The sequence below is a fragment of the Jannaschia sp. S6380 genome (genome assembly GCF_023015695.1).
Lineage (GTDB): Bacteria > Pseudomonadota > Alphaproteobacteria > Rhodobacterales > Rhodobacteraceae > Jannaschia.
This window is the reverse complement of sequence record NZ_JALKAS010000001.1, coordinates 406,505-430,451: the sequence shown is the minus strand read 5'-3', so window position 1 is coordinate 430,451 and position 23,947 is coordinate 406,505. Positions and strand designations below refer to the sequence as shown.

Below are 23,947 nucleotides of genomic sequence, written 5' to 3'. Positions count from 1 at the left end.
TCAGTGCCTTGCGGCGCGATATTCACTTCTGTCCCGCCCGACGCTCCACAAGCGCGACCAATCCGAACCCAAGCGCCGTCGCGGCTACCAACCCAATCCACATCCCGACCTCGCCGCCCAGCATGTAGCCCGCGGCCCCGCCCGCCAGGATGGCGACAATCAGGAGGATCACGCGGAACGGAACGTGGACGCCGTTATCCAAGCCCATGTTTGACAAACCCTCACGGATCTCGGCGGGCGCAGCCCCGTTCATCGTCCGATTGACGTGGCGCGCCTTCGCGGCCGCGTCCCGCCCCATCCGGTCCAGATCGTCGATTGATTTGTTCGGCCCGCTCACCCCACCGACCCTTCCAGCGAGATCGCGACCAACTGCTGCGCCTCCATGGCGAACTCCATCGGCAGGGCCTGCAGCACCTCCTTGCAGAAGCCGTTGACCACCAGGGCCACCGCCTCTTCCTCGTCCATGCCGCGGGTGCGGCAGTAGAATAGTTGGTCGTCATCCACCTTGGATGTCGTCGCCTCGTGCTCGACGCGCGAGGAGTTGTTCTTCACCTCGATGTAGGGAACCGTGTGCGCCCCGCATTCCGACCCGATCAGAAGCGAGTCGCACTGCGTGTAGTTGCGCGAGTTCTTCGCCCGCGGGTGCATCGAGACCAGCCCGCGATAAGTGTTCTGGGCCTTGCCCGCGCTGATGCCCTTCGACACGATCCGCGACTTCGTATTCTTCCCCAGATGCACCATCTTGGTGCCCGTGTCGGCCTGCTGGAAGTTGTTGGCGATCGCGATCGAATAGAACTCGCCCTGGCTGTCGTCGCCCCGCAGGATGCAGGACGGGTATTTCCACGTCACCGCGCTGCCGGTCTCGACCTGCGTCCACATCACCTTGGACCGCGCACCCCGGCAATCCGCCCGCTTGGTGACGAAATTGTAGATGCCGCCACGACCCTGCTCGTCGCCTGGATACCAGTTCTGGACGGTCGAGTACTTCACCTCGGCATCGTCCAGCACCACGATCTCAACCACCGCCGCGTGAAGCTGCGCCACATCGCGCTGCGGCGCAGTGCAACCCTCCAGGTAGGAGACGTAGGAGCCTTCCTCGGCGATGATCAGCGTGCGTTCGAACTGGCCGGTGTTCTCGGCGTTGATGCGGAAATAGGTCGACAGTTCCATCGGACAGCGCGTGCCCTTGGGGATGTAGACGAAGGACCCGTCTGAAAAGACCGCCGAGTTGAGCGTCGCATAGTAGTTGTCCGACTGCGGCACGACCGAGCCCAGATACTTCTTCACCAGTTCGGGGTGATCCTTGATCGCCTCGGAGATGGAGCAGAAGATCACGCCGGCCTTGGCCAGTTCCGCCTTGAAGGTGGTGCCCACGCTGACGGAATCGAAGACGGCATCGACGGCCACGCGGCGATCATCCGGCGACGGTTCCACCCCGGCCAGGATGGCCTGCTCCTTCAGCGGAATGCCCAGCTTGTTGTACGTCTCCAGCAGCTTCGGATCGACCTCGTCCAGCGATTTCGGCTTTTCGGTCATCGAGGCCGGACGGGCATAATAGTACTGATCCTGGAAGTCGATTTCGGGATACTGGACCATCGCCCATTTGGGCTCCTTCATGGAAACCCAGCGGCGATAGGCCTCCAGGCGCCAGTCGGTCATCCATTGCGGCTCCTCGTTCTTGGCCGAGATCAGGCGCACGATATCCTCGGACAGCCCCTTGGGGGCGTATTCCATCTCGATCTCGGTGTTCCAGCCGTGCTTGTAGGTGCCCGACAGCGCCTTGACCCGTTCGACGGTCTCGGCGTCGACGCCTTCCTTCACGTTGATCTCGTCGAGTGCGGTCATGTCCGTCTCCTGTCTCGCAGCCTGCGGAACGCGTGTACGAACCGGGCCACCTGTTCCTCCGTCGTGTCGGGTCCGAGGCTCACGCGGATCGCGCAATCCGCCTCGCCCGGCCCAAATCCCATGGCCCGCAGGACGGCGCTTTCCCGCACCTTCCCGCTGGAGCAGGCCGACCCCGCGCTGACCGCGAAACCGGCCAGATCCAGCGCCATGACCTGCGTCTCGCCCTTCCATCCCGGCGTGACCAGGCAGGACGTGTTCGGCAGGCGCCGCGATTCCTTTCCGACTAAAATAGTCGGATTGTCCGCGCCCTCAAGACTTGTTTCTAGAAAAGTTCTAAGTTCGGCAACCCTCTTCCATGCGTCCCGTTCCACATCCCCTGCCGCAGCCTCCGCCGCCGCGCCGAAACCCGCGATGCCGGCGATGTTCTCGGTCCCCGATCGACGCCCCATCTCCTGCCCCCCGCCCCGGATACGTGCGGTAACCTCGACGCCGCGACGCAGGACCAGCGCGCCGATCCCTTTCGGCCCGCCCAGCTTGTGCGCCGAGATCAGGGCCATCTCGACCCCCGACCAGTCGAAGGCACAGGACATCTTTCCGAAAGCCTGGGTCATGTCGCTGACGGCCAGGCCATCGGGAAGCTCCTGCAGCACGCCCGTCTCGGAATTGGCCAGCTGCAGGGCCGTGCGCGAAGGGTCCCGCACCGCCACCCGACCGTCGCCCCCCACCACCAAGGTGCCATCACCCCAGGCCGCGACCGCTTCGTGCTCGATCGGGGCCGAGGCCAGGTCGCGCCCCGCCATCGCCAGCGCCGCCGCCTCCGTGGCGCCCGACACGAAAACCACGTCCGAAGCAGATGCACCGAACGCCGCCGCCACCTGCGCCCGCGCCCGCTCTACCAATCCCTTCGCCGCGCGCCCTTCCAGATGCACCGACGAGGGATTGCCCGCCACGTCCATCGCGGCGATCATCGCCGTGCGCGCCTCCGGGCGCAGCGGCGCCGTCGCGTTCCAGTCGAGATAGACCCGCTCGGCCATGCCGCCCCTTCTCCGTTTCGCAAATATTCCGGGAGGTGCGAGGGGCTGCCCCCGCCCGCCCCTATTCGTCGACGATTTCGAACAGGCTCGGCACCGCCGGGCACGGCACCAGACCGTTGCTCACCACGTCCGACAGCCGCGTCTGGTGCAGGAACACGTAGACATGCGCTGAAAGCGATTCCCACAGCCGGTTCGTCATGCTCTGCGCGCGGGAGCCGGACGAGCCGCCCGATGCGCCGGCGCCGGTGTGCAATGCGTTGACGGTTTCGTCCACCGCTTCCAGCACATCCGAGACGCGGATTTCCGAGGCTGCGTGCGCCAGGCGATACCCGCCGCCAGGCCCGCGGATCGACTCGACCAGCCCGGCCCGGCGCAGCTTGACGAATAGCTGCTCCAGATAAGGCAGCGAGATGTCCTGACGCCGCGATATCTCGGCCAGCGAGGTCGTCGCGTCCGCCGGCTGTTGCGCCAGATCGGCCAGTGCCACCATCGCATAGCGGCCCTTGGTGCTCAGCTTCATGCGACCCTCCGATTGACGCCCCCGCGCACAGGGCTTACCTCGACGCAACCGTGGGAAACGGCGGTCCGGGCGGCATTATCGCCCGCCCCCTTCCCGCGTCAACATACGCCAGCGACAGGAGCGACCATGCCCGAAGTGATCTTCCCCGGCCCCGAGGGCCGCCTTGAGGGACGGTATCACCCGCAGAAGGTCAAGGATGCCCCCATCGCCATCGTGCTGCATCCGCACCCGCAATTCGGTGGCACGATGAACAATCGCGTCGTCTACAACCTGCATTACGCTTTTCTCGAATTGGGCTTCACCGTCCTTCGGTTCAACTTCCGCGGCGTGGGTCGCAGCCAAGGCGAATACGACCAGGGCATCGGCGAGTTGTCGGACGCGGCCTCGGCGCTCGACTATCTGCAGGCGCTGAACCCGAACGCCAAGCATTGCTGGGTCGCGGGGTTCAGCTTCGGGGCCTGGATCGGTATGCAGCTTCTGATGCGCCGACCGGAGATCACCGGCTTTATCTCGGTCTCGCCGCCGGCTGACCGCTACGACTTCAGCTTCCTCGCGCCCTGCCCCTCCTCGGGGCTGATCATCAACGGCGCATCCGACCGCGTTGCGCCCCCGGCCGATACCGTCGGATTGGTGAACAAGCTGCACGAGCAGAAGGGCATCACCATCACCCATGAGGAGATGGAGGGCGCGGGCCATTTCTTCGAAGATCCGTACATGGATCCCATGATCGCGAGCGTCAGGGACTACGTCTCGCGCCGTCTGACGGAGACGACGCGCTGATGGCATTGGCCGACGATCTTGCCGACAAGCTGGCCGCCCGCGTCATCGCCCATGTCGAGAAGACGGGGGACAACGATATCATCCGCTTGATGTCACAGTCCCTGGGCGACAGTTCGCAAACCCTGCAGGAGGCGTTCGTCACTTCGGTCCGCGTCCAGCAGGCGGCGATCCGTGCCGACCGGATGCTGAAGCAGCGGATCGAGGAATACGCCGCCGGCACATCGGACGCCGATGGCTGACATCGACGACCGGATGGCGTTCCTGCTGGAGGCCGACCGCCTGAAGTCGGTCATCCGCGCCACCCGGCTGGTCGATGGATCGCGGGCCGAAAACAGCGCCGAACACAGCTGGCACCTAACCCTTTTCGCGATGGTCCTGGCCCCGCATGCGCCCGAGGGCGTTCGGATCGACCGGGTGGTGCGGATGCTGATCCTGCACGACCTGGTGGAGATCGACGCGGGCGATGCCCCGATCTTCGGCAAAACCGACGCCCAGGCCGAGGCGGAGCTTGCCGCCGCCGACCGGATCTTCGCCCTGTTGCCCAAACCCCAGGCGGCCGAGTTCCGCGCGCTCTGGGACGAGTTCGAGGCGGCCGAAACGCCGGATGCGATCTTTGCCAAGGCACTGGACCGCTTCCAGCCGCCGAACCTGAATCTCGCCAACGGCGGCGGCAGCTGGAGCGACTACGACGTCACCGAGGCGCAGGTGCGCACGCGCGTCGGCCCCGGCATCGCCCGGGGTGCGCCCGACCTCTGGAGTTGGCTGTCACCCCGGATCGCGCGCTTCTTCGCGGCCTGAGGCGGCCGCGACCCACGCCGGTTCAATGTTGCCACGACCGGGTATTCGGTATCCCGTCGCATACCACTGGCCCCCGCCCCGGACATGCGTTAGGACGCGCGCGACATCCATTGGCGGAGGCCCCCATGAGCAAGATCAAGGTAGAGAACCCCGTCGTCGAGTTGGACGGCGACGAGATGACGCGGATCATCTGGGACTTCATCAAGCAAAAGCTGATCCTGCCCTATCTGGATATCGATCTGCTCTACTACGATCTGGGGATCGAGGCGCGCGACGACACCGACGACCAGATCACGGTCGATGCCGCCGAGAAGATCAAGGAGGTCGGCGTAGGCGTGAAATGCGCCACGATCACCCCCGACGAGGCGCGCGTGGAGGAGTTCAACCTCAAGCGCATGTATCGCAGCCCCAACGGCACGATCCGCAACATCCTGGGCGGCGTCATCTTCCGCGAGCCGATCATCTGCTCGAACGTGCCGCGCCTGGTGCCCGGCTGGACCCAGCCGATCATCGTCGGCCGCCACGCCTTCGGCGACCAGTACCGCGCCACCGACTTCCGCTTTCCGGGCAAGGGCAAGCTGACGATCAAGTTCGTCGGCGAGGATGGCGAGACGATCGAGCACGAGGTCTTCGACGCGCCGGGTTCGGGCGTGACGATGGCGATGTACAACCTCGACGACAGCATCCGCGACTTCGCCCGCGCCTCGCTGAACTACGGGCTGGCGCGCAACTATCCGGTCTACCTGTCGACCAAGAACACGATCATGAAAGCCTATGACGGACGCTTCAAGGACATCTTCCAGGAGATCTTCGAGGCCGAGTTCAAGGAGGAGTTCGACAAGCGCGGCCTCACCTACGAACACCGGCTGATCGACGACATGGTGGCCGCCGCGATGAAGTGGTCCGGCGGCTATGTCTGGGCTTGCAAGAACTACGACGGCGACGTGCAGTCGGACACCGTGGCACAGGGCTTCGGCAGCCTCGGCCTGATGACGTCGCAGCTGATGACGCCCGACGGCAAGATCGTCGAGGCCGAGGCCGCGCACGGCACCGTCACCCGCCACTACCGCCAACATCAGGCCGGCAAGGAGACTTCGACCAACTCGATCGCGTCGATCTTCGCCTGGACCGGGGGCCTCAAGCACCGCGCCAAGCTGGATGGGAACGAGAAGCTTAAGACCTTCGCCGAGACGCTGGAAAAGGTCATCGTCGACACGGTGGAGTCCGGGCACATGACCAAGGACCTCGCCCTGCTGGTCGGACCGGACCAGAAGTGGCTGACGACGATGGGTTTCCTCGAAAAGATCGACGAGAACCTGCAAAAGGCGCTCTGACGCGCCGGGCCCGTTCCGACGTCTCGCGCCGGATCGGCTCCATCTGAAAAATCGCGCGCCCGCCCATGACGTCCGTCGGGCGCGCACTACTGTCCTTTGCACCACTGAGATCCCAGCCGAAAGCGAGGACGCATGCCCCAGGACACCCGACCCAATCCGCCCGGCCTGTCGCGCCGGGGTTTCCTGCAGGGCACCGGCGCCGCGGCCGGCGCCGTCGGCGCCGCGGGACGCGCGCAGGCCCAGACCGCCGATCCCTCAGATGCCATGGCCCCCCGGCCGATAACGCTGACCGTGAACGGCAAGCGCCGGACCCTTTCGGTAGAGCCGCGCACCACCCTGGTGGAGGCGCTGCGCGACAAGTTGGGCCTGACCGGCACCAAGATCGGCTGCAACCAGGGCCAGTGCGGCGCCTGTACCGTTTTGCTGGACGGGGTGCGGATGAATTCGTGCCTCTCGCTGGCCGTGACCGCCGACGGGGCCGAGGTGGTGACTGTCGAAGGTCTGGCGGACCCGGGCGCGGATCTGCACCCGATGCAGGCCGCCTTCGCCGAGAACGACGCGTTCCAATGCGGCTATTGCACTCCGGGACAGATCCTTTCGGCGATCGGCTGCATCGAGGAGGGGCATGCGGGCGACGCTGCCGAGATCCGCGAATACATGAGCGGGAACCTCTGCCGATGCGGTGCCTATCCAAACATCGTCGCCGCGATCGAACAGGTCCGCGACGGACGGGAGGGATGAGCGCATGAAGAACTTCGCCTATACCCACCCCACCGCGATCGCCGATGCGATTGACGCCGCAGCCTCCGATGGGGCCCACTTTCTGGCGGGCGGCACGACCATGGTCGACCTGATGAAGATCGGCGTCCGCGACCCCGACATGCTGGTCGACATCACTGGCCTGCCCGGCCTTGACGGCCATGAGGTCGGATCGGACATCATCCGGTTGGGTTCGCTGGCGCGGATGGCGCCGGTCGCCGACGACCCCGCCGTGATCGCGACGTTCCCGGCCCTGTCGGAGACACTCTGGAAGGCGGCAAGCGCGCAGTTGCGCAACGTCGCCCGGCTGGGGGGCAACATCCTGCAGCAAACACGCTGCCCCTATTTCCGCGACACCGCCTATTCGCAGTGCAACAAGCGCGCACCGGGATCGGGATGCGCCGCCCTCGATGGCGGTGAGACGGCAATGCATGCGATCCTTGGCGGCTCCGACGCCTGCGTGGCGATGTATCCGGGCGATTTCGCGCAGGCTCTCGTGGCCTTCGACGCCGAAGTGACGACCCGCGCCCCGGGCGGGGGCCGGACCATCGCCTTCGCCGATCTGCACGTTCCGCCCGGCGACAGCCCCGAGGTCGAGACCATCCTGCAACCCGGCGAGATCGTCACGGAGATTACCCTGCCCATCATCCCCGCCATGCGCGCCAGCCACTATCTCAAGGCGCGCGACCGTGAAAGCTATGCCTTCGCGAGCGCCTCGGCCGCCGTCGGCGTGGAGATGGACGGCGACACCGTCCGCGACGTGCGCATCGGGCTGGGCGGCGTCGCCTCGGTTCCGTGGCGCGCGACGGAGGCCGAGGACATGCTCCGCGGCGGCCCCCTGACCGAGGAGACCGCCCGCGAGGCGGGGCGCCTGGCCTTTCAGTCGGCAGAACCCCTCGAAGGCTCCGCCTACAAGATACCGCTCGGCGCGGATGTCGTCGCCGGCGCACTCATGACCGCGAAATCCCGCGCGACCGGAGGTGAATGATGGCCCAGACGATCAACACGGCGGTCACCCGCACCGATGCGCGCCGCAAGGTCACCGGCAGCGCCACCTACGCCGCCGACGTCACGCCTGCGGGCATGCTGCACGGGGCGCTCGCTACCTCCGACGTCGCCGTCGGGACGCTGACCTCCATCGACACCTCGCGGGCCGAGGCCGAACCCGGCGTCGTGGCCGTCTTCACGCACTCCAACATTCCCGACTACCAGACGCCGAAGGGCTTCTACGCCGGGGGCCCCGGGGCCGCGTCCTTCTGGCCGATGGACGGGACGGAGATCAGATATGCCGGGCAGCCGGTCGCCTATGTCGTGGCTGAAACCGCTGCCGCCGCCCGGCGCGGCGCGCAGCTGATCGACGCCACCTATGAGTCCGCACCGGCCCAGATCCACATGAACCCCGAGGAGAGCTTCATCGTCGGCGCCGAGGGTGACAAGAAAGGGATGACGGTTACGAAGGGCAACCTGGAGGCGGGTCTGGCCGCGGCTGCGCAGACCCTTGAGGCGACCTACGAGACGCCGTTCCAGCATCACAACCCCATGGAGATGTTCGCCGCCACCGCCGAATGGCGCGGCGACCGTCTGACGCTCTGGATGCCGTCGCAATCGGTGCGCACCTTGCGGGGCGGCATCGCGCGGGCCTACGGCCTGCCCGAGACGTCGATACGCGTCATCTCTCCGTTCGTTGGCGGCGCCTTCGGGTCGAAGGCCGGGATCACGACCTACGCGATGCTGACGATCGCGGCGGCCAAGGGCGTCGGTGCCCCCGTCCGCCTGATCGTGACGCGCCCCCAGATGTACACCGTCGCCACCTTCCGCCCGGAATCCGTGCAGAAGTTCCGCCTGGGCGCCGATGCCGACGGCCGGCTGACGGCCTTCGAGCATATCGAGATCGCGCAGACCTCGCAGTTCGATGCCGTGGTCAACCCCGGTACGCACATGACACGCGCCATGTATGCCTGCCCCAATATTCATACCGAACAGCGGCTGGCACGATCCGACACCAATTCGGGCGGTTTCATGCGGGCGCCGAACGAAATGCAGACCTTCTTCGCGCTCGAATCCGCGATGGACGAGATGGCCGACAAGCTCGGCATGGACCCGGTCGAGTTCCGGCGCATGAACGACACCGACACGCATCCGGTCGAAGGGGTACCCTTTTCCTCCCGCTCGTTGATGGAGAGCTATGACGCCGTCGCCGACAGCTTCGGCTGGGCCGACCGCGCGACCGCGCCCGGTGCGATGACCGACGGCGACTGGATGGTGGGCTATGGCTGCGCCACGGCGACCTATCCGACGAACATTTCGCCCTCCTCCGCGCGGGTGCGGATGCAGGGAAGTGGGCACGCATATGTCGAGCTGGCAGCGCATGACGTCGGCACCGGCACCTACACGATCATGGCGCAGATCGCGGCCGCGCGGCTGGGCCTGCCAGTCGAGGCGGTCGACGTCGTGATGGGCGAGGCGGACCTGCCGCTGGCCCCCATCTCCGGCGGGTCGACTACGGCCGCCTCGGCCGGGTCGGCCGTGCACCTGGCGTGCCTGAACGTGGCCCGCGGCGTCATCGAGAAGGTCGTGGCCCAGTCCGAAGGACCGCTTGCGGGACTGTCCCCCGAGGCGGTGACACTTGACGATGGCGTGCTGCGCGGCCCGGACGGCCGGAGCCAACCGCTCGTCGAGGCGCTTGCCTCCACGCCCATGGGCGAGTTGGAAGCCGAAGGGCAGTACCGCCATCCTGCGCTGACCGATCAGGCGCTCCGCGCGACCTATGCGGGTGGATACGGCGTCGCCGGTCCGGTCACCCCGGAACACGCGATGTTCGCATTCGGCGCCGAGATGGTCGAAGTGCGGATCCACCGCTGGACGCATGAGATCCGGGTGCCGCGTCTGCACGGCGCCTTCGCGGCCGGGACCTGGCTGAACCGCAAGACGGCGCATAGCCAGCTTCTGGGCGGGATGGTCTGGGGCATCGGCTCCGCCCTGCATGAGGTGACCGAGACCGACATCCCCCGTGCCCGGTTCCTGAACGCCAACATCGCGGAATACCTGATCCCGGTGAATGCCGATATCCGCCAGATCCAGATACAGATGCTGGAGGAGCAGGACGACTATGTGAACCCGCTGGGCGTGAAGGGCATCGGAGAGCTGTCGATCGTCGGCACGGCGGCTGCCATCGGCAACGCGATCTACAACGCGACGGGCAAGCGGTTGCGGCGCCTGCCCATGCGCATCTCCGATCTGGTCTGAGGGGCGGTCCGGGGCGTCCGGTCTGGACAGCCCCGAACCGCTTGCCTAACCCCGGGGGCATGTCACGCAGCACCCCACCCGCCGGCGCGCGCGAGCCGCATCGCCCTGCCCCCGACGGCATCCGCCACACCCTCGCCGAGGATGCGCAGGCCCTTTTGCTGGGAACGCTGCTTTGCGCGCTTGGCGTTCAATTCCTGACGGCGGCGAATCTCGTGACGGGGCAGACGGCGGGGTTGGGCGTCCTGCTTAGCTACGCGACCGATCTGTCCTTCGCCCTGTGGTTCTTCGTCCTGAACCTGCCGTTCTACATCCTGGGTTGGATGCGCATGGGGCCCCGCTTCGTGGCCCGCACCGTCGTGGCCGTGACGCTCGTCTCCGTGATGTCCTGGGGCCTGCCCCTTGTGCTGACCTTCGAACACGTCGAGCCACTGGTCGCTTCCGCCCTGTCCGGCGCCGTGATCGGCATGGGCCTGATCGTCATCTTCCGCCACGGCGCGTCGCTTGGCGGCATCGGCATCCTGGCGCTCTGGCTGCAGGAAAGGGCCGGCATCCGGGCGGGCTGGGTGCAGCTGGGCTTCGACGTCGTCCTGTTTGCGGCCGCCTTCATGCTCTTGCAGCCGGACTTGGTGATCGTGTCCCTGCTCGGGGCCGTGATCGTGAACCTGATCATCGCGGTCAATCACCGCCGCGACCGGTATATCGGACGCTGACGATGCCCTGGTTCTACCTCATCCTCGCCATCGCGGCCGAGACGATCGGCACGACGGCTCTCAAAATCTCCGACGGGTTCACGCGGCTGTGGCCTTCGGTCATGACCGGTCTCGCCTACGCCGCATCGTTCTGGTTGCTGGCCCAGGTTCTGCGCACGATCCCGGTCGGCGTGGCCTATGCCATCTGGTCCGGGCTGGGCATCGTGTTCATCGCAGGCATCGGATGGCTGGCCTTCGGGCAGCGGCTCGATGCCCCCGCCTTGATCGGGATCGCCCTGATCGTCGCGGGGATCATGGTCATGCAACTCTTCTCCGGAACGACCGGACACTGACGCGGCGAGGTTCAGGCGGCGTCGATCACCTCGCGCGCCGCCGACAGCGCGGCTTCGGCCTGACCGATATCGGCACCGCCCCCCTGTGCCATCTCGGGACGCCCCCCGCCGCCTCGCCCGCCGAGCGCCGCGACCGCAGCCTTGACCAGATCGACCGCCGAGATCCGGTCGACGAGGTCCGACGTCACGCCTGCCGCCACCGCCGGTTTCGCACCCGTATCCGCGATCAGCACAACGATCCCGGATCCGAGCGCCGTCTTCTGCGCGTCGATCATCGGCCCCAAGTCCTTTCCGGAGACGCCGGAAATAACCTGAAGAACGCAAGACAATCCATTGATATTCTTTGGTTCTACCCCCTGACCCATGGCCATGTCACGGCGAAGCTGTGCGATCTCGTTCTGCAGGGCGCGGCGCTCATCCATCAACGACCGTACACGCGCGGGAACTTCGTCAGGTTGCGCCTTGAACAGGTTGGCCAGTTCCGAGACCCGGCGGTCCTGCGCCTGCAGATGGGCCAGCGCCGCCTCGCCGGTCAGAGCTTCGATCCGACGCACACCCGCACTGCTGGCCTGATCGCCCAGCGTGACGAAAGCGCCGATCTCGCCGGTTCGACCGACATGCGTGCCGCCGCAAAGTTCGATCGAGTAGGTGCGCTTGTCCGTGCCCTTTCCCGATCCTTCGCGCGACCCCATGGAGACGACCCGTACCTCGTCGCCGTATTTTTCACCGAACAAGGCCTGCGCCCCCAGTTCGCGCGCGGCATCCGGGTCCATGATCCGGGTCGAAACCTCGGAGTTCTGACGGATGTACCTATTCACCTCCGCCTCGACACGAGCCAGCTGTTCGGGCGTAAGGCCCTGGCCATGACTGAAGTCGAAGCGCAGGCGATCCGGCGCATTGAGCGAGCCGCGCTGCGCCACGTGTTCGCCAAGCGTCGATCGCAGCGCCTCGTGCAGCAGATGGGTCGCGGAGTGATTGGCCCGGATCGTGCTGCGCCGGACGTGATCGACAAGCAGTTCGGCCGCCTGGCCGGGGTGGATTGTGCCCTCCTCGATCTCGGCCATATGCATGAATATGCCCGCCGAGCGGCGTGTGTCGGTCACGACCGCGCGCCCGGTATCCGTTCGGACAACGCCCGTGTCGCCGACCTGACCGCCCGCCTCGGCGTAAAAAGGTGTCTGGTTCAGGACAATCGAAACCTTCTCGCCCGCCTTGGCCTCCGCCATCTCGGCCCCATCGGACACGAGCGCAAGCACCTCTCCCTCAGCCGTCTCGGTGTCGTAGCCCAGAAATTCGGTCGTGCCGTGCTTGTCGGCCAAGTCAAACCAGATCGCCGCATCTGCCTGCTCCCCCGAGCCCGACCATGCAGCGCGGGCACGCGCCTTCTGTTCGGCCATTGCCGCGTCGAACCCTTCGACGTCCACCGAACGGCCCTGCTCGCGCAGTGCATCCTGGGTCAGGTCGAGGGGGAAACCATAGGTATCATAAAGCTTGAACGCCGCGGCTCCGCTCAACTCACCGCTTTCCGGCAGCCGCGCCACCTCGTCCTCCAACAGACGAAGGCCCCGGTCGAGCGTGGTGCGGAACCGCTCCTCCTCGTTGCGCAGCGTCTCCTCGATCAACGGCCGGGCGCGGACCAGTTCGCCGTAGTGCTGTCCCATCTGCTGAACAAGCGCCGGCACGAGGCGATGCATCACCGGATCCTTCGCACCGGCCTGATGCGCATGGCGCATGGCACGCCGCATGATCCGGCGCAGCACGTATCCGCGACCTTCGTTCGACGGCATCACCCCGTCCGCAATCAGAAAGCTGGTCGAGCGAAGGTGGTCGGCAATGACCCTGTGGTGGACGTTCTGCGGGCCGTCCGGATCGGTCGACGTGGCATGCGCCGACGCCTCGATCAGGGCCCGCATCAGATCGGTATCGTAGTTGTCGTGCTTGCCTTGCAGAAGCGCGCCGATACGCTCCAGACCCATGCCGGTATCGATCGACTGCATGTCGAGTGGTCGCATCGTTCCATCGGGCAACTGCTCGTTCTGCATGAAGACGAGGTTCCAGATTTCGATGAACCTGTCGCCATCCTCGTCGGGGCTTCCGGGCGGGCCTCCCGGAATGTGATCGCCATGGTCGTAGAAGATTTCGGTGCAGGGACCGCAGGGGCCGGTCGGCCCCATGCGCCAGAAGTTGTCGTCGGAATCGATGCGAATGATCCGTTCGTCCGGCAAGCCGGCGACCTTTCTCCAGATCTCGGCCGCCTCGTCGTCGGTCTGGTAGACCGTGACCAGCAGGCGTTTCGGGTCGATCCCGTACTCCCGCGTAATCAACTCCCAGGCGAACGGAATGGCATCCGCCTTGAAGTAGTCACCGAAGCTAAAGTTTCCCAGCATTTCGAAGAACGTATGATGACGCGCCGTATATCCGACATTGTCGAGGTCGTTATGCTTGCCACCCGCGCGCACGCATTTCTGCGCCGTCGTCGCCCGATCGTAGTCGCGATGCTCGACGCCGGTGAAGACGTTCTTGAACTGGACCATGCCAGAGTTGACGAACATCAAGGTCGGATCGTTGCGCGGGACGAGCGGGCTGGAATCCACCCGCGCGTGACCGTTTCCCTCGAAGTAGTCCAGAAACGTCGTTCGGATATCGTTCAAACTGGCCATGTCCGTTCCCCTGCGCTTGCGCGGGCCTACCTATCGCCGCGCCGTGTGGCCGACAAGCGCAGGCGGGGGCGAAGCGGGCGGCCCGCTTCCGAACGCGCCCGAAATGCCCTGGAGCCGACCTCAGATCGCAACCCGGGGCGCGATCGCAGCCGGACATCATTCGTCGAGAATGTCGTCCTTGTCGGTCTCGGTCATCTGGAAATCCAGACCATGCGCCGCACGGATCTTGTCCTCGATCTCCATCGCGACCTGCGGATTCTCCCGCAGGAACGTCTTGGAATTCTCCCGACCCTGGCCGATGCGTTCGTCACCATAGCTGAACCAGGCGCCCGACTTCTCGACCACCCCGGCCTTGACCCCGAGATCGAGAAGCTCGCCCATTTTCGAAATGCCTTCGCCATACATGATGTCGAACTCGACCTGCTTGAACGGGGGGGCGACCTTGTTCTTGACGACCTTGACCCGGGTGGTGTTTCCAACCACCTCGTCGCGATCCTTGATCGAGCCGATACGGCGAATATCGAGCCGCACGGATGAGTAGAACTTGAGCGCGTTGCCGCCCGTCGTGGTTTCGGGCGAGCCGAACATCACGCCAATCTTCATCCGGATCTGGTTGATGAAGATCACCATGCACTTGGAGCGGCTGATCGAGCCGGTCAGCTTGCGCATCGCCTGGCTCATCAGGCGCGCATGAACGCCGACGGAACTGTCGCCCATGTCGCCTTCCAGTTCCGATTTCGGCGTCAGGGCGGCAACCGAATCGACGACGACCATGTTGACCGCGCCCGAACGCACCAGCGTATCCACGATCTCCAGTGCCTGTTCGCCGGTGTCGGGCTGCGAGATCAGCAACTCGTCCAGATCGACGCCGAGCTTGCGCGCGTATTGCGGATCCAGCGCGTGTTCCGCGTCGACGAAAGCGCAGACGCCACCCTTCTTCTGCTCCTCGGCCACGGCGTGAAGGGTCAACGTCGTCTTTCCCGACGATTCCGGACCGTAGATTTCAATGACCCGACCCTTGGGCAATCCGCCGATGCCCAGCGCGATGTCCAACCCGAGGGATCCGGTCGACGTCGCCTCGATTTCAGGCAGGACGTTGTCCCCACCCAGTTTCATGATCGAGCCCTTGCCGAACTGCCGTTCGATCTGCGCCAGCGCGCTATCGAGCGCCTTCTGCTTGTCTGCGCTGCGTTTGTCCGCCATGTCGAGTAGGTTCGCCGTTGCCATGATTTCGGCCCTTGTTGCATGCTGCCGCAGAGGCGGCAATCTGAGTTTCGTTCACGTCTCGTTCTTGTTCCCGCATATGGAACATTGATGGAACATTTGCAAGCCCGGAGGCTCGTGGACACTTTCTCGCCTGATGGTTACGAAAAGGTTATCGATCCGGATCGAAAGATGAATCCGCAACAATGCTCGTATTCTGGAAGCATCACTTCGTTCTATTCGCGGTTCCAAAGACCGGAACCACCGCAGTCGAGAAGGCAGTCGGGCATATGGCTGACGCGGCGATCGTCAATCCGCCGGGAATGAAGCACTGCACCGTGGCGAAATACGATCGCGAACTTCGGGCGTTCTTCGAACAGAAAGGGCGCCGCCCGCTCCAGAAGGTCGCGGTGATGCGCGAACCGATCTCGTGGCTGTCCAGCTGGTTTCGGTACCGCAGCCGCCCCGCACTTTCCGGACAGGCCACATCGACGGCGGGCGTGGATTTCGATGCCTTCGTCGATGCCTATCTCGCGCCCGAGCCGCCGCCCTTCGCCAGGGTCGGCTCCCAGGCGTCATTCCTGGCCGGGGGCGTCGATCATCTGTTTCGGCACGAGGACCCGAACGGCCTCCGGCAGTTTCTCGAGGAGCGTCTTCGAGCCGAAATCGACCTTCCTCGCCTCAATGTCTCGCCGATGCGGGACGCTCTCCTGTCGCCCCGGGTTCTGGAGAGCTTGAGGCGCGAACGGGCAAAAGACTTCGATCTTTGGGAGGCAATCGGCGGCCGCTCGCACTGATCCCATGTTACTCGAGCGCCCGCTCCACTGTGCGCGTCAGATCGTTGAGCGAGAACGGTTTGGGCAGGAAGATCGCGTTGGGAACGGGAATGCTTGTTTCCGACAATGCATCCTGCGTGTAGCCCGAGATGAAGATCGTGCGAACGTCGGGGCGGGTCTTCAATGCCTCGCGGACCCAGGTCGGGCCATCCAAGCCGGGCATCATCACGTCGGTCACGAAGAGGTCTACTGCCAGATCGGCGTCGGTCAGACGCTCCAGCGCGACCTCGGCGCTTTCCGCCTCGACCACGTCATATCCCCGCAGACGCAACGCCCGAGATGCGAACGCCCGAACCGGCGCTTCGTCCTCGACCAGAAGCACCAGGGGACGTTCGGGCTTGTCCGGTTCGATATCCACACCGCTTAGGTCGATGCCACCCCGTTCTCCGCCGGATAGATCTTCATCGGCCTCGCCCGTCGCCATCTCGATCTCCGCCGGCCGGTTCTCCGATCCGGCGCCCACCCCGCCGGATACGGTTTCGAGCAGTCGATCAACGGCTTCTTCGGGCGATCCGTCCGGCACGATCGCCTGCGCAGGTTCAGCCTCGCCTGCGCAGGGACCATCGCCGTCGGTATCCACGTCTTCCGCCGGAACCGCGGCCTCGCTCGACCCTTTCGATACCGAAGTCGCAGTACGCCGGTCAGACCCAGAGCCGGCCATCGCACCTGCCCCGGACAGTGCCGACAGGTCGCGTAGATCGGGATAAGCCAGATCGGGCTGATAGTCCTGATCGGTCAGATGCGGGAATGGCAGCGGCAGCGGCAGCGGGGGCGCGTCGATCTCCACGATCTCCGCATCGCCGGCCATGGCCGGGAAATAAAGGCTGAACCGCGTGCCCTTGCCGATGGTGCTGTCGGCGAAAATATAGCCACCCGACTGCTTGATGATGCCGTATGCCATCGACAGACCCAGCCCGGTGCCTTCGCCTGGCCGCTTCGTGGTGAAGAACGGCTCGAAGATCCGTGCGAGGTTGTCGGCCGAAATGCCCCGCCCCTGGTCGCTGACGCGGACCACGACATACTGCCCCGCCGGGACCGTGACCCGGTCGCGCATCATCGGCTCGTCCAGGAACCGGCACTTCGTCTCGATCAGTATCTCGCCGCCGTCGGGCATGGCATCGCGCGCGTTCACGACCAGGTTCATCAGCACCTGTTCCAACTGCCTGCGATCGCCGCGGACGGGGATCAGGGCGGGGTCGTGCTCCAGGCGCAAACCGACATTGTCGCCGACGAGACGGTTGAGAAGATGCGCCAGATCGCTCAGCGTGTCGCGCAGATCGATCGGCTGCATCTGCAGGGTCTGCTTGCGCGAAAAGGCCAGCAACTGTCCCACCAGGGCCGCGGCACGGTTCGCGTTCTGGGTGATCTGCATCAGGTCCGCGTAGTCGTCATCCTCCTCGTCGTGGCGAAGAAGCAGCAGATCGCAATGGCCGGAGATGGCGGTGAGCAGGTTGTTGAAATCATGCGCGACGCCGCCGGCAAGCTGGCCGATCGCCTGCATCTTCTGGCTCTGGACGAATTGCGCCTCGAGCGTCTTGAGTTCGGTCGCGTCGCTCAGCACAGCAAGCAGGCTGCCATCGCTCTCGTCGAGTGGCCGGCCGAGGGTGATCTGGAGATAGGTCTCCACCTCGGCGCCGGTGATGCGAACGACCTCCGCGCGGTAGAGGCCGCGACCGGCGGCGGCTTCGCTGACCCACTCCTTGATGCTGCGCCCCAGCCCCTCGACCATGGCGGCAAGCCGGGTTTCCCCCGGCCCGGACGTCGCGGGAAGCAGGTCGCGGGCCAGCCGGTTCGCGAAGATCACGCGCCCCTCCCCGTCGAGCCGGAGAAGTGCCACGGGAAGGGCATCCAGGGCCACACGGCCATCCGCGCTTTCGCCGGCCGGGAGAATGAACACCTCGGATCGGCCGTTGACCGGTTCCGACAGGACCGTACGGACAGGTTCGGGTCCGTTCTTTGCGATCAAGCGGTTCACGCCGCCGTTCTGCAGCGGCACCTCCTCGAATAGGTCGCGCAGGCGGTTGGGGCGTCGGCCGATCGTGCTTCGCAGGACCTCGTTCATGTAAAGGACGGTCCCCGAGGGCCCGAATGTCAGGACCGGCAGACCGATCCCGTCGGCCGCACGCGGCGGTCGATCGGCCAGATCCTCCAGGCGCCAGAGGAACCCGCCGGGGATGCGGTGCACGGCCACGCGGACGTGGCCGCGCCGGGTCACCACGTCTTCCCGCGCGGAGGCGCGCCCGCGCGCGGAAGAACGCAGACGGTGCACAACCGAGTCCGGGTTGGCGAACAGCGGCTCGAACGCGCGGGTCATCGTCGAGCCGTCATGCGAACCGAAACGGTCCAGCGCCGCCAGGTTCTGCGCGAAGATTCGACCGGTCTCATCGGTGCAGAAACCGGGCGCGCTGTCGTGTTCGAGAAACTCCATGATGATCTTGAGGCGGCGCCGGGCCGCGCCGGCCATGATCATCGCCGTCAGATGCAATGCGACGAAGATCGCGCCCAATGCGACCGCGACCGTCAACAGCAAGGTCCGTGTCACGCCCACGTCGATCAACGGCGATACGGCGAGCGCGCCCAGCGCGACGATCAGGAACACCGCCGAGCCGGTCCGCATACGCAACACTGTCTGTCCCATGTCGCCCAAATCTCGTGCCTATTCGCCGTGGAGCGGAACGTCCGCCGAATTCCACCCCGGGAGTGTATCCGCCCAATTCGTTAAGACGCCCTTAACGCGCAGAGTCTATCGCGTTCAGGCCCGCTCCAACAGGCTCAGATGAAATCCGTCCGCGCCGTCGAGGGGCGTGCAGGACCAGCGGTCGCGCAGTCGCAATCCGGACCCCGCGGCAAGTTCGGCATCGACGATGTCGGCGTTCTCCTCTTTCAGGAGCGAACAGGTCATGTAGGCCACCCAGCCCCCCGGTCGGACGAGGGTGCGCGCCCGCTTCAGGATTTCCGGCTGAATGCGGCAGAATTCGGACAGGCGTGCAGGCGTCAGGCGCCATTTCGCCTCGGGCGCGCGGCGCCAGCTTCCGGACCCCGAACAGGGGACGTCGGCGATCACGCCATCGAACGGACCGCAGGCTTCCGGGTCTTCGGTCAACGCGATCGTGTGACCCGCCCGATCGGCGCGCACGGGAATATCGCGCATCCGCGCGGGATCCGCATCGTGGGCGAAGATACGGGCATCGCCACGGGCCGCGTAGGCCAAGGCCTTGCCCCCGCCTCCGGCACACAGGTCCAGGACCTTGCTGCCGGGCATGGCGGGAAGGCGGTCGACAAGGGCCTGAGATCCGGCGTCCTGCATCTCGAAAAGGCCATCGCGAAAGGCCTGCGTCGCCGCCAGACCACGGGTTCCCGGTGCAATTTCGAGCGCCGAATCCGAGAGCGGCCCGGGCGTGGCCACGATCCCCTCCGCGGCGAGAATCCGCGTCAGCTCCGCAGGGGATATGCGTCGGATGTTCGTGCGAACGAAGATCGGGGCACGGTCGCGTAGAAGGGCCAGAACGGAATCGCGATTTGCCCCCAGCGCCGCATCGAACCGCGCAAGCAGCCAATCGGGCATGTCGAGCCGCACGCCCGTCGGGGGCGGACCCGGCGGGGGCGGCAACGCGAAAGGCCGGGGCGCGTGTCCCTGCCCCGTGAACAAGGTCGCGGGGTCCTCGCCCCGGTTGGCCAGCAGGCCCGCCAGAATGGCACGCGGGTCCATCGCCATGGGGTCGATGGCCCCCTGCCCCGCGCACCAGCCGGACGAGCGGAGGCGGCGCAGCGCGTCGAAGACGTGATCGCGGACGGCGGCGCGGTCCTTGGATCCGGCATAGCGACTGTTGCGCGCCCATGCGGTCAATTCCCGCTCGACGGGGGCACCGGCCAGGATGCGACCGAGGAGTTCGATGGCGGCCTGTATCCGGGCACCGGGGGTCATGGGGCACGCATGGAATGTGCAGGCCCCTTGGGCATGGCGCGCGTCGGCTGGTATGGGCGACAAACGCCGACAGGGTGATCTGCTGCCAGAGGAAAACCCGCCGGCCGAAATTGGAGCGACCCGCGCAATGCACGGGCCGACCAATCGTCAGGGAGAGAGGGCGACGTACCGATCCGCGGGACCATCAAGGGGGAGGAAGTAGGTCCGACCCCGGCCAGCTTGTCACCTTGAGGTTCAAGATGCCCATCGAATGCGGCGCGAATGCGGCATTGATGGGGTGATGTCGGGACAATCCGGTGACGTGGCCGGATTGTCCTCAAGATCGAAACGATCAATTCCGCAGATCCGGCGGCGTCGCCTCAGCCGCCAGCGACGCGGCGACATCGGCGAGGGGCAGGACCTCGGTCGCCTTCTCGCCAAGCCTGCGCAGCGTCACGGTGCCGTTCTCCACCTCCTGCCGACCGATGGCGAGGATGACGGGAACCTTTCCCAGCGAATGTTCGCGTACCTTGTAGTTGATCTTCTCGTTCCGGATGTCCGCCTCGGCACGCACCCCCGCGGCGGTCAGCGTCTCGACGACCTCGGCCACGTACTCGTCCGCCTCGGACACGATGGAGGCGACGACGACCTGGCGCGGGGCCAGCCAGAACGGCAGGCGACCGGCGGAGTTCTCGATCAGGATGCCGATGAACCGCTCGAAGCTGCCGAGCGTCGCGCGGTGCAGCATATAGGGCCGGTGCTTGTCGCCATCCTCACCCACATAGGTCGCGCCGAGCCGTTCCGGCAGGTTGGGATCCACCTGGAACGTGCCGCATTGCCAGACCCGGCCGATGGCGTCCGTCAGGTAGAAATCGAGCTTGGGGCCATAGAACGCGCCGTCGCCTTCCTCCACCCGGTACGGCGCACCGACGGATTTGATCGCCGCCTCCAGCGCGCCTTCGACATGGTCCCATGCCGCGTCGGAGCCGACGCGCTTCTCGGGCCGCGTGGCGAAGGCGATGTCGAAGCGCTCAAAGCCCAGATCGGCATAGGTCTCGGCCAGGAACTTGATGAAGGCCGCGCACTCCGCCTCGATCTGCTCCTCGGTGCAGAAGATATGGCCGTCGTCCTGCGTGAAGCCGCGCACGCGCATGATCCCGTGCAGCGCGCCCGACGGCTCGTAGCGGTTGCATGACCCGAACTCGGCCATACGCAGCGGCAGGTCGCGATAACTCTTCAGACCCTGGTTGAAGACCTGCACGTGGCAGGGGCAGTTCATCGGCTTCAGCGCATTGATCGCCTTCTCGCGGGCATGTTCCTCGTCGACCTCGACGATGAACATGTGGTCCTGATACTTGTCCCAGTGGCCCGACGCCTCCCACAGCTTCCGGTCGACGACCTGGGGGGTGTTCACCTCGACATAGCCGCCGCGCCGCTGCCGCCGGCGCATGTAGTCCTGCAACGTCGTGTAGATGGTCCAGCCGTTCGGATGCCAGAACACCTGGCCCGGCGCCTCCTCCTGCATGTGGAACAGGTCCATCTCGCGGCCGAGCTTGCGATGGTCGCGCGCCTCGGCCTCCTCCAGGAACTTCAGATGCGCCTTCAGGTCATCGCGGTTGCGGAAGGCGATGCCATAGATGCGCTGCAACTGCGGACGCGTGTTGTCGCCGAGCCAATAGGCCGACGACACGCGGGTCAGTTTGAACGCATCGGCCGGGATCTGGCCGGTATGGCTCAGATGCGGCCCGCGACAGAGATCCTGCCAGTCGCCGTGCCAGTACATCCGGATGGGCTCGTCGCCCGGAATGCGGTCGATCAGTTCCACCTTGAATGGCTCGCCCGCGTCCTCGTAATGCTTGCGCGCCCGGTCGCGCTCCCAAAGTTCGGTGCGCACGGGATCTCGCGCGGCGATGATGCGCTTCATCTCGGCTTCGATCGCGTCGAGATCCTCGGGGGTGAACGGCTCCTCCCGATCGAAGTCATAGAACCACCCGAAATCGCGTACCGGCCCGATGGTGACCTTCACGTCGGGCCAGATCGTCTGCACCGCCCGCGCCATCACATGCGCGAGGTCGTGGCGGATCAACTCCAGCGCCGGTTCCTCGTCCTGCATGGTGTTGATCGCGATTGATGCGTCCTGCTCGATCGGCCAGGTTAGGTCCCAGTGGGCATCGTTCACCTGCGCCGAAATCGCCTTCTTCGCCAGCGACTTGGAAATGTCCTCGGCCACCTGACCGGGCGTGGTGCCGAGGGGCACCTGGCGCGTATTGCCATCGGGAAAGGTCAGGGTGATCTGGGACATGACAGCGTCCTCCGTCGTTTCGGCGCCCACGGAACGCCCGGCTGCGGTATGATGGGTGGCTTGTGGTGGTCGGACCCGAGATCGTCAAGACCCGCGCGCGCCGCCGGGGGGTGGAACGCCCTGCCCTGCCTTGCGACGGGACGGGCGGGAACGTGCCGCATTGCCGGGGGACTTGTCACAGGCGGCTGTGCGTGAAACAGGAAGGCGCCAACCGACATCCCCCGACGGAGAGACCCGATGGAGATTCGCGAGGCCCTGACCTTCGATGACGTGCTGCTCGTACCGGGGGCCAGCCAGGTTCTTCCCGGGTCGGCGGACACCCGGACGCAGGTCACGAAATCGATCGCGCTGAACATTCCCCTCCTCTCCTCGGCCATGGACACGGTGACCGAGGCCCGGATGGCCATCGCCATGGCGCAGGCGGGCGGCATGGGCGTGATCCACCGCAACCTCGACCTCGACGCGCAGCAGATGGAGGTTCGGCGCGTCAAACGGTTCGAAAGCGGGGTCGTCTACAACCCCGTCACCCTGCGCGCCGACCAGACGCTGGCGGATGCCAAGGCCCTGCAGGACCGCTACCGGGTCACCGGCTTCCCCGTCATCGACGACAAGGGACGCGTGCTGGGCATCGTGACGAACCGCGACATGCGCTTCGCCAGCGACGACGCCACGCCCGTCGCCACGATGATGACCGCCGACAACCTCGCCATGCTGCGCGAGCCTGTGGACTTGGCCGAGGCGAAATCGATCATGCACGCGCGGCGGATCGAGAAACTGCTGGTGGTCAACGACAGGGGCCATCTGACCGGCCTTCTGACCATCAAGGATATCGAGCAGGCGGTGCTGAACCCGCAGGCCTGCAAGGACCAGCTGGGCCGGCTGCGCGTCGCCGCCGCGACCACCGTGGGCGATGCCGGGTTCGAGCGGTCCGAGGCCCTGATCGATGCCGGCTGCGACCTGATCGTGGTCGACACTGCGCATGGCCACTCCGAAGGGGTGGGCCAAGCCGTCGACCGCATCAAGCGGCTGTCGAACGACGTGCAGGTCGTGGCCGGAAACGTGGCCACCGCCGATGGCACGCGCGCGTTGATCGATGCGGGCGCGGATGCGGTGAAGGTTGGGATCGGTCCCGGGTCGATCTGCACCACGCGCATCGTGGCCGGCGTCGGCGTCCCGCAACTGACGGCGATCATCGACAGCGCGGGGGCCGCCGGCGACGTCCCGGTGATCGCGGACGGAGGGATCAAGTTCTCGGGCGATTTCGCCAAGGCCATCGCCGCCGGCGCGTCCTGCGCAATGGTCGGCAGCATGATCGCCGGCACCGACGAGAGCCCGGGCGAAGTGGTGCTTTACCAGGGGCGGTCTTTCAAATCCTACCGTGGCATGGGCAGCCTTGGCGCAATGGCGCGCGGATCGGCCGACCGGTATTTCCAGAAGGACGCCGCCTCTGACAAGCTCGTCCCCGAGGGGATCGAGGGGCAGGTCCCTTACAAGGGATCCGCCGGGGCGGTCGTGCACCAACTCGTCGGGGGTCTGCGCGCGGCCATGGGCTATACCGGTTGCGCCACCGTGGCAGAGATGCGGACCGCCTGCCGCTTCGTCAAGATCACGGGCGCCGGCCTGAAGGAGAGCCACGTCCACGATGTGCAGATCACGCGCGAGTCGCCGAACTACCGTTCCTGAC

20 protein-coding genes and 1 pseudogene are annotated in these 23,947 nt (G+C 65.9%); 12 read left to right on the top strand and 9 right to left on the bottom strand.

All coding sequences use genetic code 11. The annotated features are described in order from the left end of the window. Nucleotides 1–22: 22 nt before the first annotated feature. The 4 genes from MWU52_RS02280 to MWU52_RS02265 all read right to left on the bottom strand — a co-directional run bounded on the left by MWU52_RS02280 (nucleotide 23) and on the right by MWU52_RS02265 (nucleotide 3,399). Nucleotides 23–337, bottom strand: coding sequence for a hypothetical protein (locus MWU52_RS02280; RefSeq protein ID WP_246948935.1), 315 nt, complete (start codon nucleotides 335–337; stop codon nucleotides 23–25). Further along, the gene (gene sufB, locus MWU52_RS02275; protein WP_246948933.1) at nucleotides 334–1,845 is read right to left on the bottom strand and encodes a Fe-S cluster assembly protein SufB; all 1,512 of its coding nucleotides are present in this window, start codon (nucleotides 1,843–1,845) and stop codon (nucleotides 334–336) included. Before sufB ends, MWU52_RS02280 begins: the two co-directional genes overlap by 4 nt. After that, on the bottom strand, nucleotides 1,842–2,879 hold the full coding sequence (locus MWU52_RS02270) for an aminotransferase class V-fold PLP-dependent enzyme (protein ID WP_246948930.1): 1,038 nt from the start codon (nucleotides 2,877–2,879) through the stop codon (nucleotides 1,842–1,844). Before MWU52_RS02270 ends, sufB begins: the two co-directional genes overlap by 4 nt. Before the next feature lie 61 nt (nucleotides 2,880–2,940). After that, entirely contained in the window at nucleotides 2,941–3,399 is a 459-nt protein-coding gene (locus MWU52_RS02265; RefSeq protein WP_246948927.1) for an Rrf2 family transcriptional regulator, read from the bottom strand. Between the two features lie 126 nt (nucleotides 3,400–3,525). Here MWU52_RS02265 and MWU52_RS02260 point away from each other — a divergent pair, with 126 nt between their 5' ends. The 10 genes and pseudogenes from MWU52_RS02260 (at nucleotide 3,526) to MWU52_RS02215 (ending at nucleotide 11,358) form a co-directional block, all read left to right on the top strand. Continuing rightward, nucleotides 3,526–4,179 (top strand): alpha/beta hydrolase, encoded by a 654-nt coding sequence (locus MWU52_RS02260; RefSeq protein ID WP_246948925.1) that lies wholly within the window; start codon nucleotides 3,526–3,528, stop codon nucleotides 4,177–4,179. Continuing rightward, complete coding sequence (locus tag MWU52_RS02255; protein WP_246948923.1) at nucleotides 4,179–4,418, top strand: hypothetical protein; 240 nt, start codon at nucleotides 4,179–4,181, stop codon at nucleotides 4,416–4,418. The genes MWU52_RS02260 and MWU52_RS02255 overlap by 1 nt, the downstream gene beginning before the upstream one ends. After that, on the top strand, nucleotides 4,411–4,977 hold the full coding sequence (locus tag MWU52_RS02250; protein WP_246948921.1) for an HD domain-containing protein: 567 nt from the start codon (nucleotides 4,411–4,413) through the stop codon (nucleotides 4,975–4,977). Before MWU52_RS02255 ends, MWU52_RS02250 begins: the two co-directional genes overlap by 8 nt. Before the next feature lie 125 nt (nucleotides 4,978–5,102). After that, nucleotides 5,103–6,311 carry an NADP-dependent isocitrate dehydrogenase gene (locus MWU52_RS02245; protein WP_246948919.1) on the top strand — a complete coding sequence of 403 codons (1,209 nt, stop codon included), beginning with the start codon at nucleotides 5,103–5,105 and terminating at the stop codon, nucleotides 6,309–6,311. Between the two features lie 65 nt (nucleotides 6,312–6,376). Then, nucleotides 6,377–6,541, top strand: a pseudogene (locus MWU52_RS18075) (hypothetical protein); the annotation flags it as partial. Nucleotides 6,542–6,575: 34 nt separating this feature from the next. Then, complete coding sequence (locus MWU52_RS02235) at nucleotides 6,576–7,052, top strand: (2Fe-2S)-binding protein (protein ID WP_246952718.1); 477 nt, start codon at nucleotides 6,576–6,578, stop codon at nucleotides 7,050–7,052. 4 nt (nucleotides 7,053–7,056) lie between these two features. Then, nucleotides 7,057–8,058 (top strand): xanthine dehydrogenase family protein subunit M, encoded by a 1,002-nt coding sequence (locus MWU52_RS02230; RefSeq protein ID WP_246948917.1) that lies wholly within the window; start codon nucleotides 7,057–7,059, stop codon nucleotides 8,056–8,058. Continuing rightward, complete coding sequence (locus MWU52_RS02225) at nucleotides 8,058–10,316, top strand: xanthine dehydrogenase family protein molybdopterin-binding subunit (protein WP_246948915.1); 2,259 nt, start codon at nucleotides 8,058–8,060, stop codon at nucleotides 10,314–10,316. Before MWU52_RS02230 ends, MWU52_RS02225 begins: the two co-directional genes overlap by 1 nt. Before the next feature lie 59 nt (nucleotides 10,317–10,375). After that, nucleotides 10,376–11,026 (top strand): YitT family protein, encoded by a 651-nt coding sequence (locus MWU52_RS02220; protein WP_246948913.1) that lies wholly within the window; start codon nucleotides 10,376–10,378, stop codon nucleotides 11,024–11,026. Nucleotides 11,027–11,028: 2 nt separating this feature from the next. Then, nucleotides 11,029–11,358: an SMR family transporter gene (locus MWU52_RS02215; RefSeq protein WP_246948906.1), complete on the top strand. Its 330-nt coding sequence runs from the start codon at nucleotides 11,029–11,031 to the stop codon at nucleotides 11,356–11,358. An 11-nt stretch (nucleotides 11,359–11,369) separates the two neighbouring features. Here the strand turns inward: MWU52_RS02215 and alaS are convergent, their stop codons facing one another. Next, a complete protein-coding gene (gene alaS, locus MWU52_RS02210) occupies nucleotides 11,370–14,018 on the bottom strand; it encodes an alanine--tRNA ligase (protein WP_246948904.1) in 2,649 nt (882 codons plus the stop codon). A 156-nt stretch (nucleotides 14,019–14,174) separates the two neighbouring features. Continuing rightward, nucleotides 14,175–15,245 (bottom strand): recombinase RecA, encoded by a 1,071-nt coding sequence (recA, locus tag MWU52_RS02205; RefSeq protein ID WP_246948902.1) that lies wholly within the window; start codon nucleotides 15,243–15,245, stop codon nucleotides 14,175–14,177. 182 nt (nucleotides 15,246–15,427) lie between these two features. Between recA and MWU52_RS02200 the strand changes: the two genes are divergently transcribed. Further along, complete coding sequence (locus tag MWU52_RS02200) at nucleotides 15,428–16,018, top strand: gamma-glutamyl kinase (protein ID WP_246948900.1); 591 nt, start codon at nucleotides 15,428–15,430, stop codon at nucleotides 16,016–16,018. Nucleotides 16,019–16,025: 7 nt separating this feature from the next. On the opposite strand, the gene MWU52_RS02195 is transcribed toward MWU52_RS02200, so the two are convergent. The 3 genes from MWU52_RS02195 to thrS form a co-directional block, all read right to left on the bottom strand. After that, a complete protein-coding gene (locus MWU52_RS02195) occupies nucleotides 16,026–18,695 on the bottom strand; it encodes an ATP-binding protein (RefSeq protein WP_246948898.1) in 2,670 nt (889 codons plus the stop codon). Nucleotides 18,696–18,809: 114 nt separating this feature from the next. After that, nucleotides 18,810–19,982, bottom strand: a complete 1,173-nt coding sequence (locus tag MWU52_RS02190; protein WP_246948895.1) for an RsmB/NOP family class I SAM-dependent RNA methyltransferase — start codon at nucleotides 19,980–19,982, stop codon at nucleotides 18,810–18,812. A 331-nt stretch (nucleotides 19,983–20,313) separates the two neighbouring features. Next, nucleotides 20,314–22,263 carry a threonine--tRNA ligase gene (thrS, locus tag MWU52_RS02185; protein WP_246948892.1) on the bottom strand — a complete coding sequence of 650 codons (1,950 nt, stop codon included), beginning with the start codon at nucleotides 22,261–22,263 and terminating at the stop codon, nucleotides 20,314–20,316. Between the two features lie 237 nt (nucleotides 22,264–22,500). On the opposite strand from thrS, the gene guaB reads away from it, so the two are divergent. Then, complete coding sequence (gene guaB, locus MWU52_RS02180; protein ID WP_246948883.1) at nucleotides 22,501–23,946, top strand: IMP dehydrogenase; 1,446 nt, start codon at nucleotides 22,501–22,503, stop codon at nucleotides 23,944–23,946. Nucleotide 23,947: the final 1 nt, after the last annotated feature.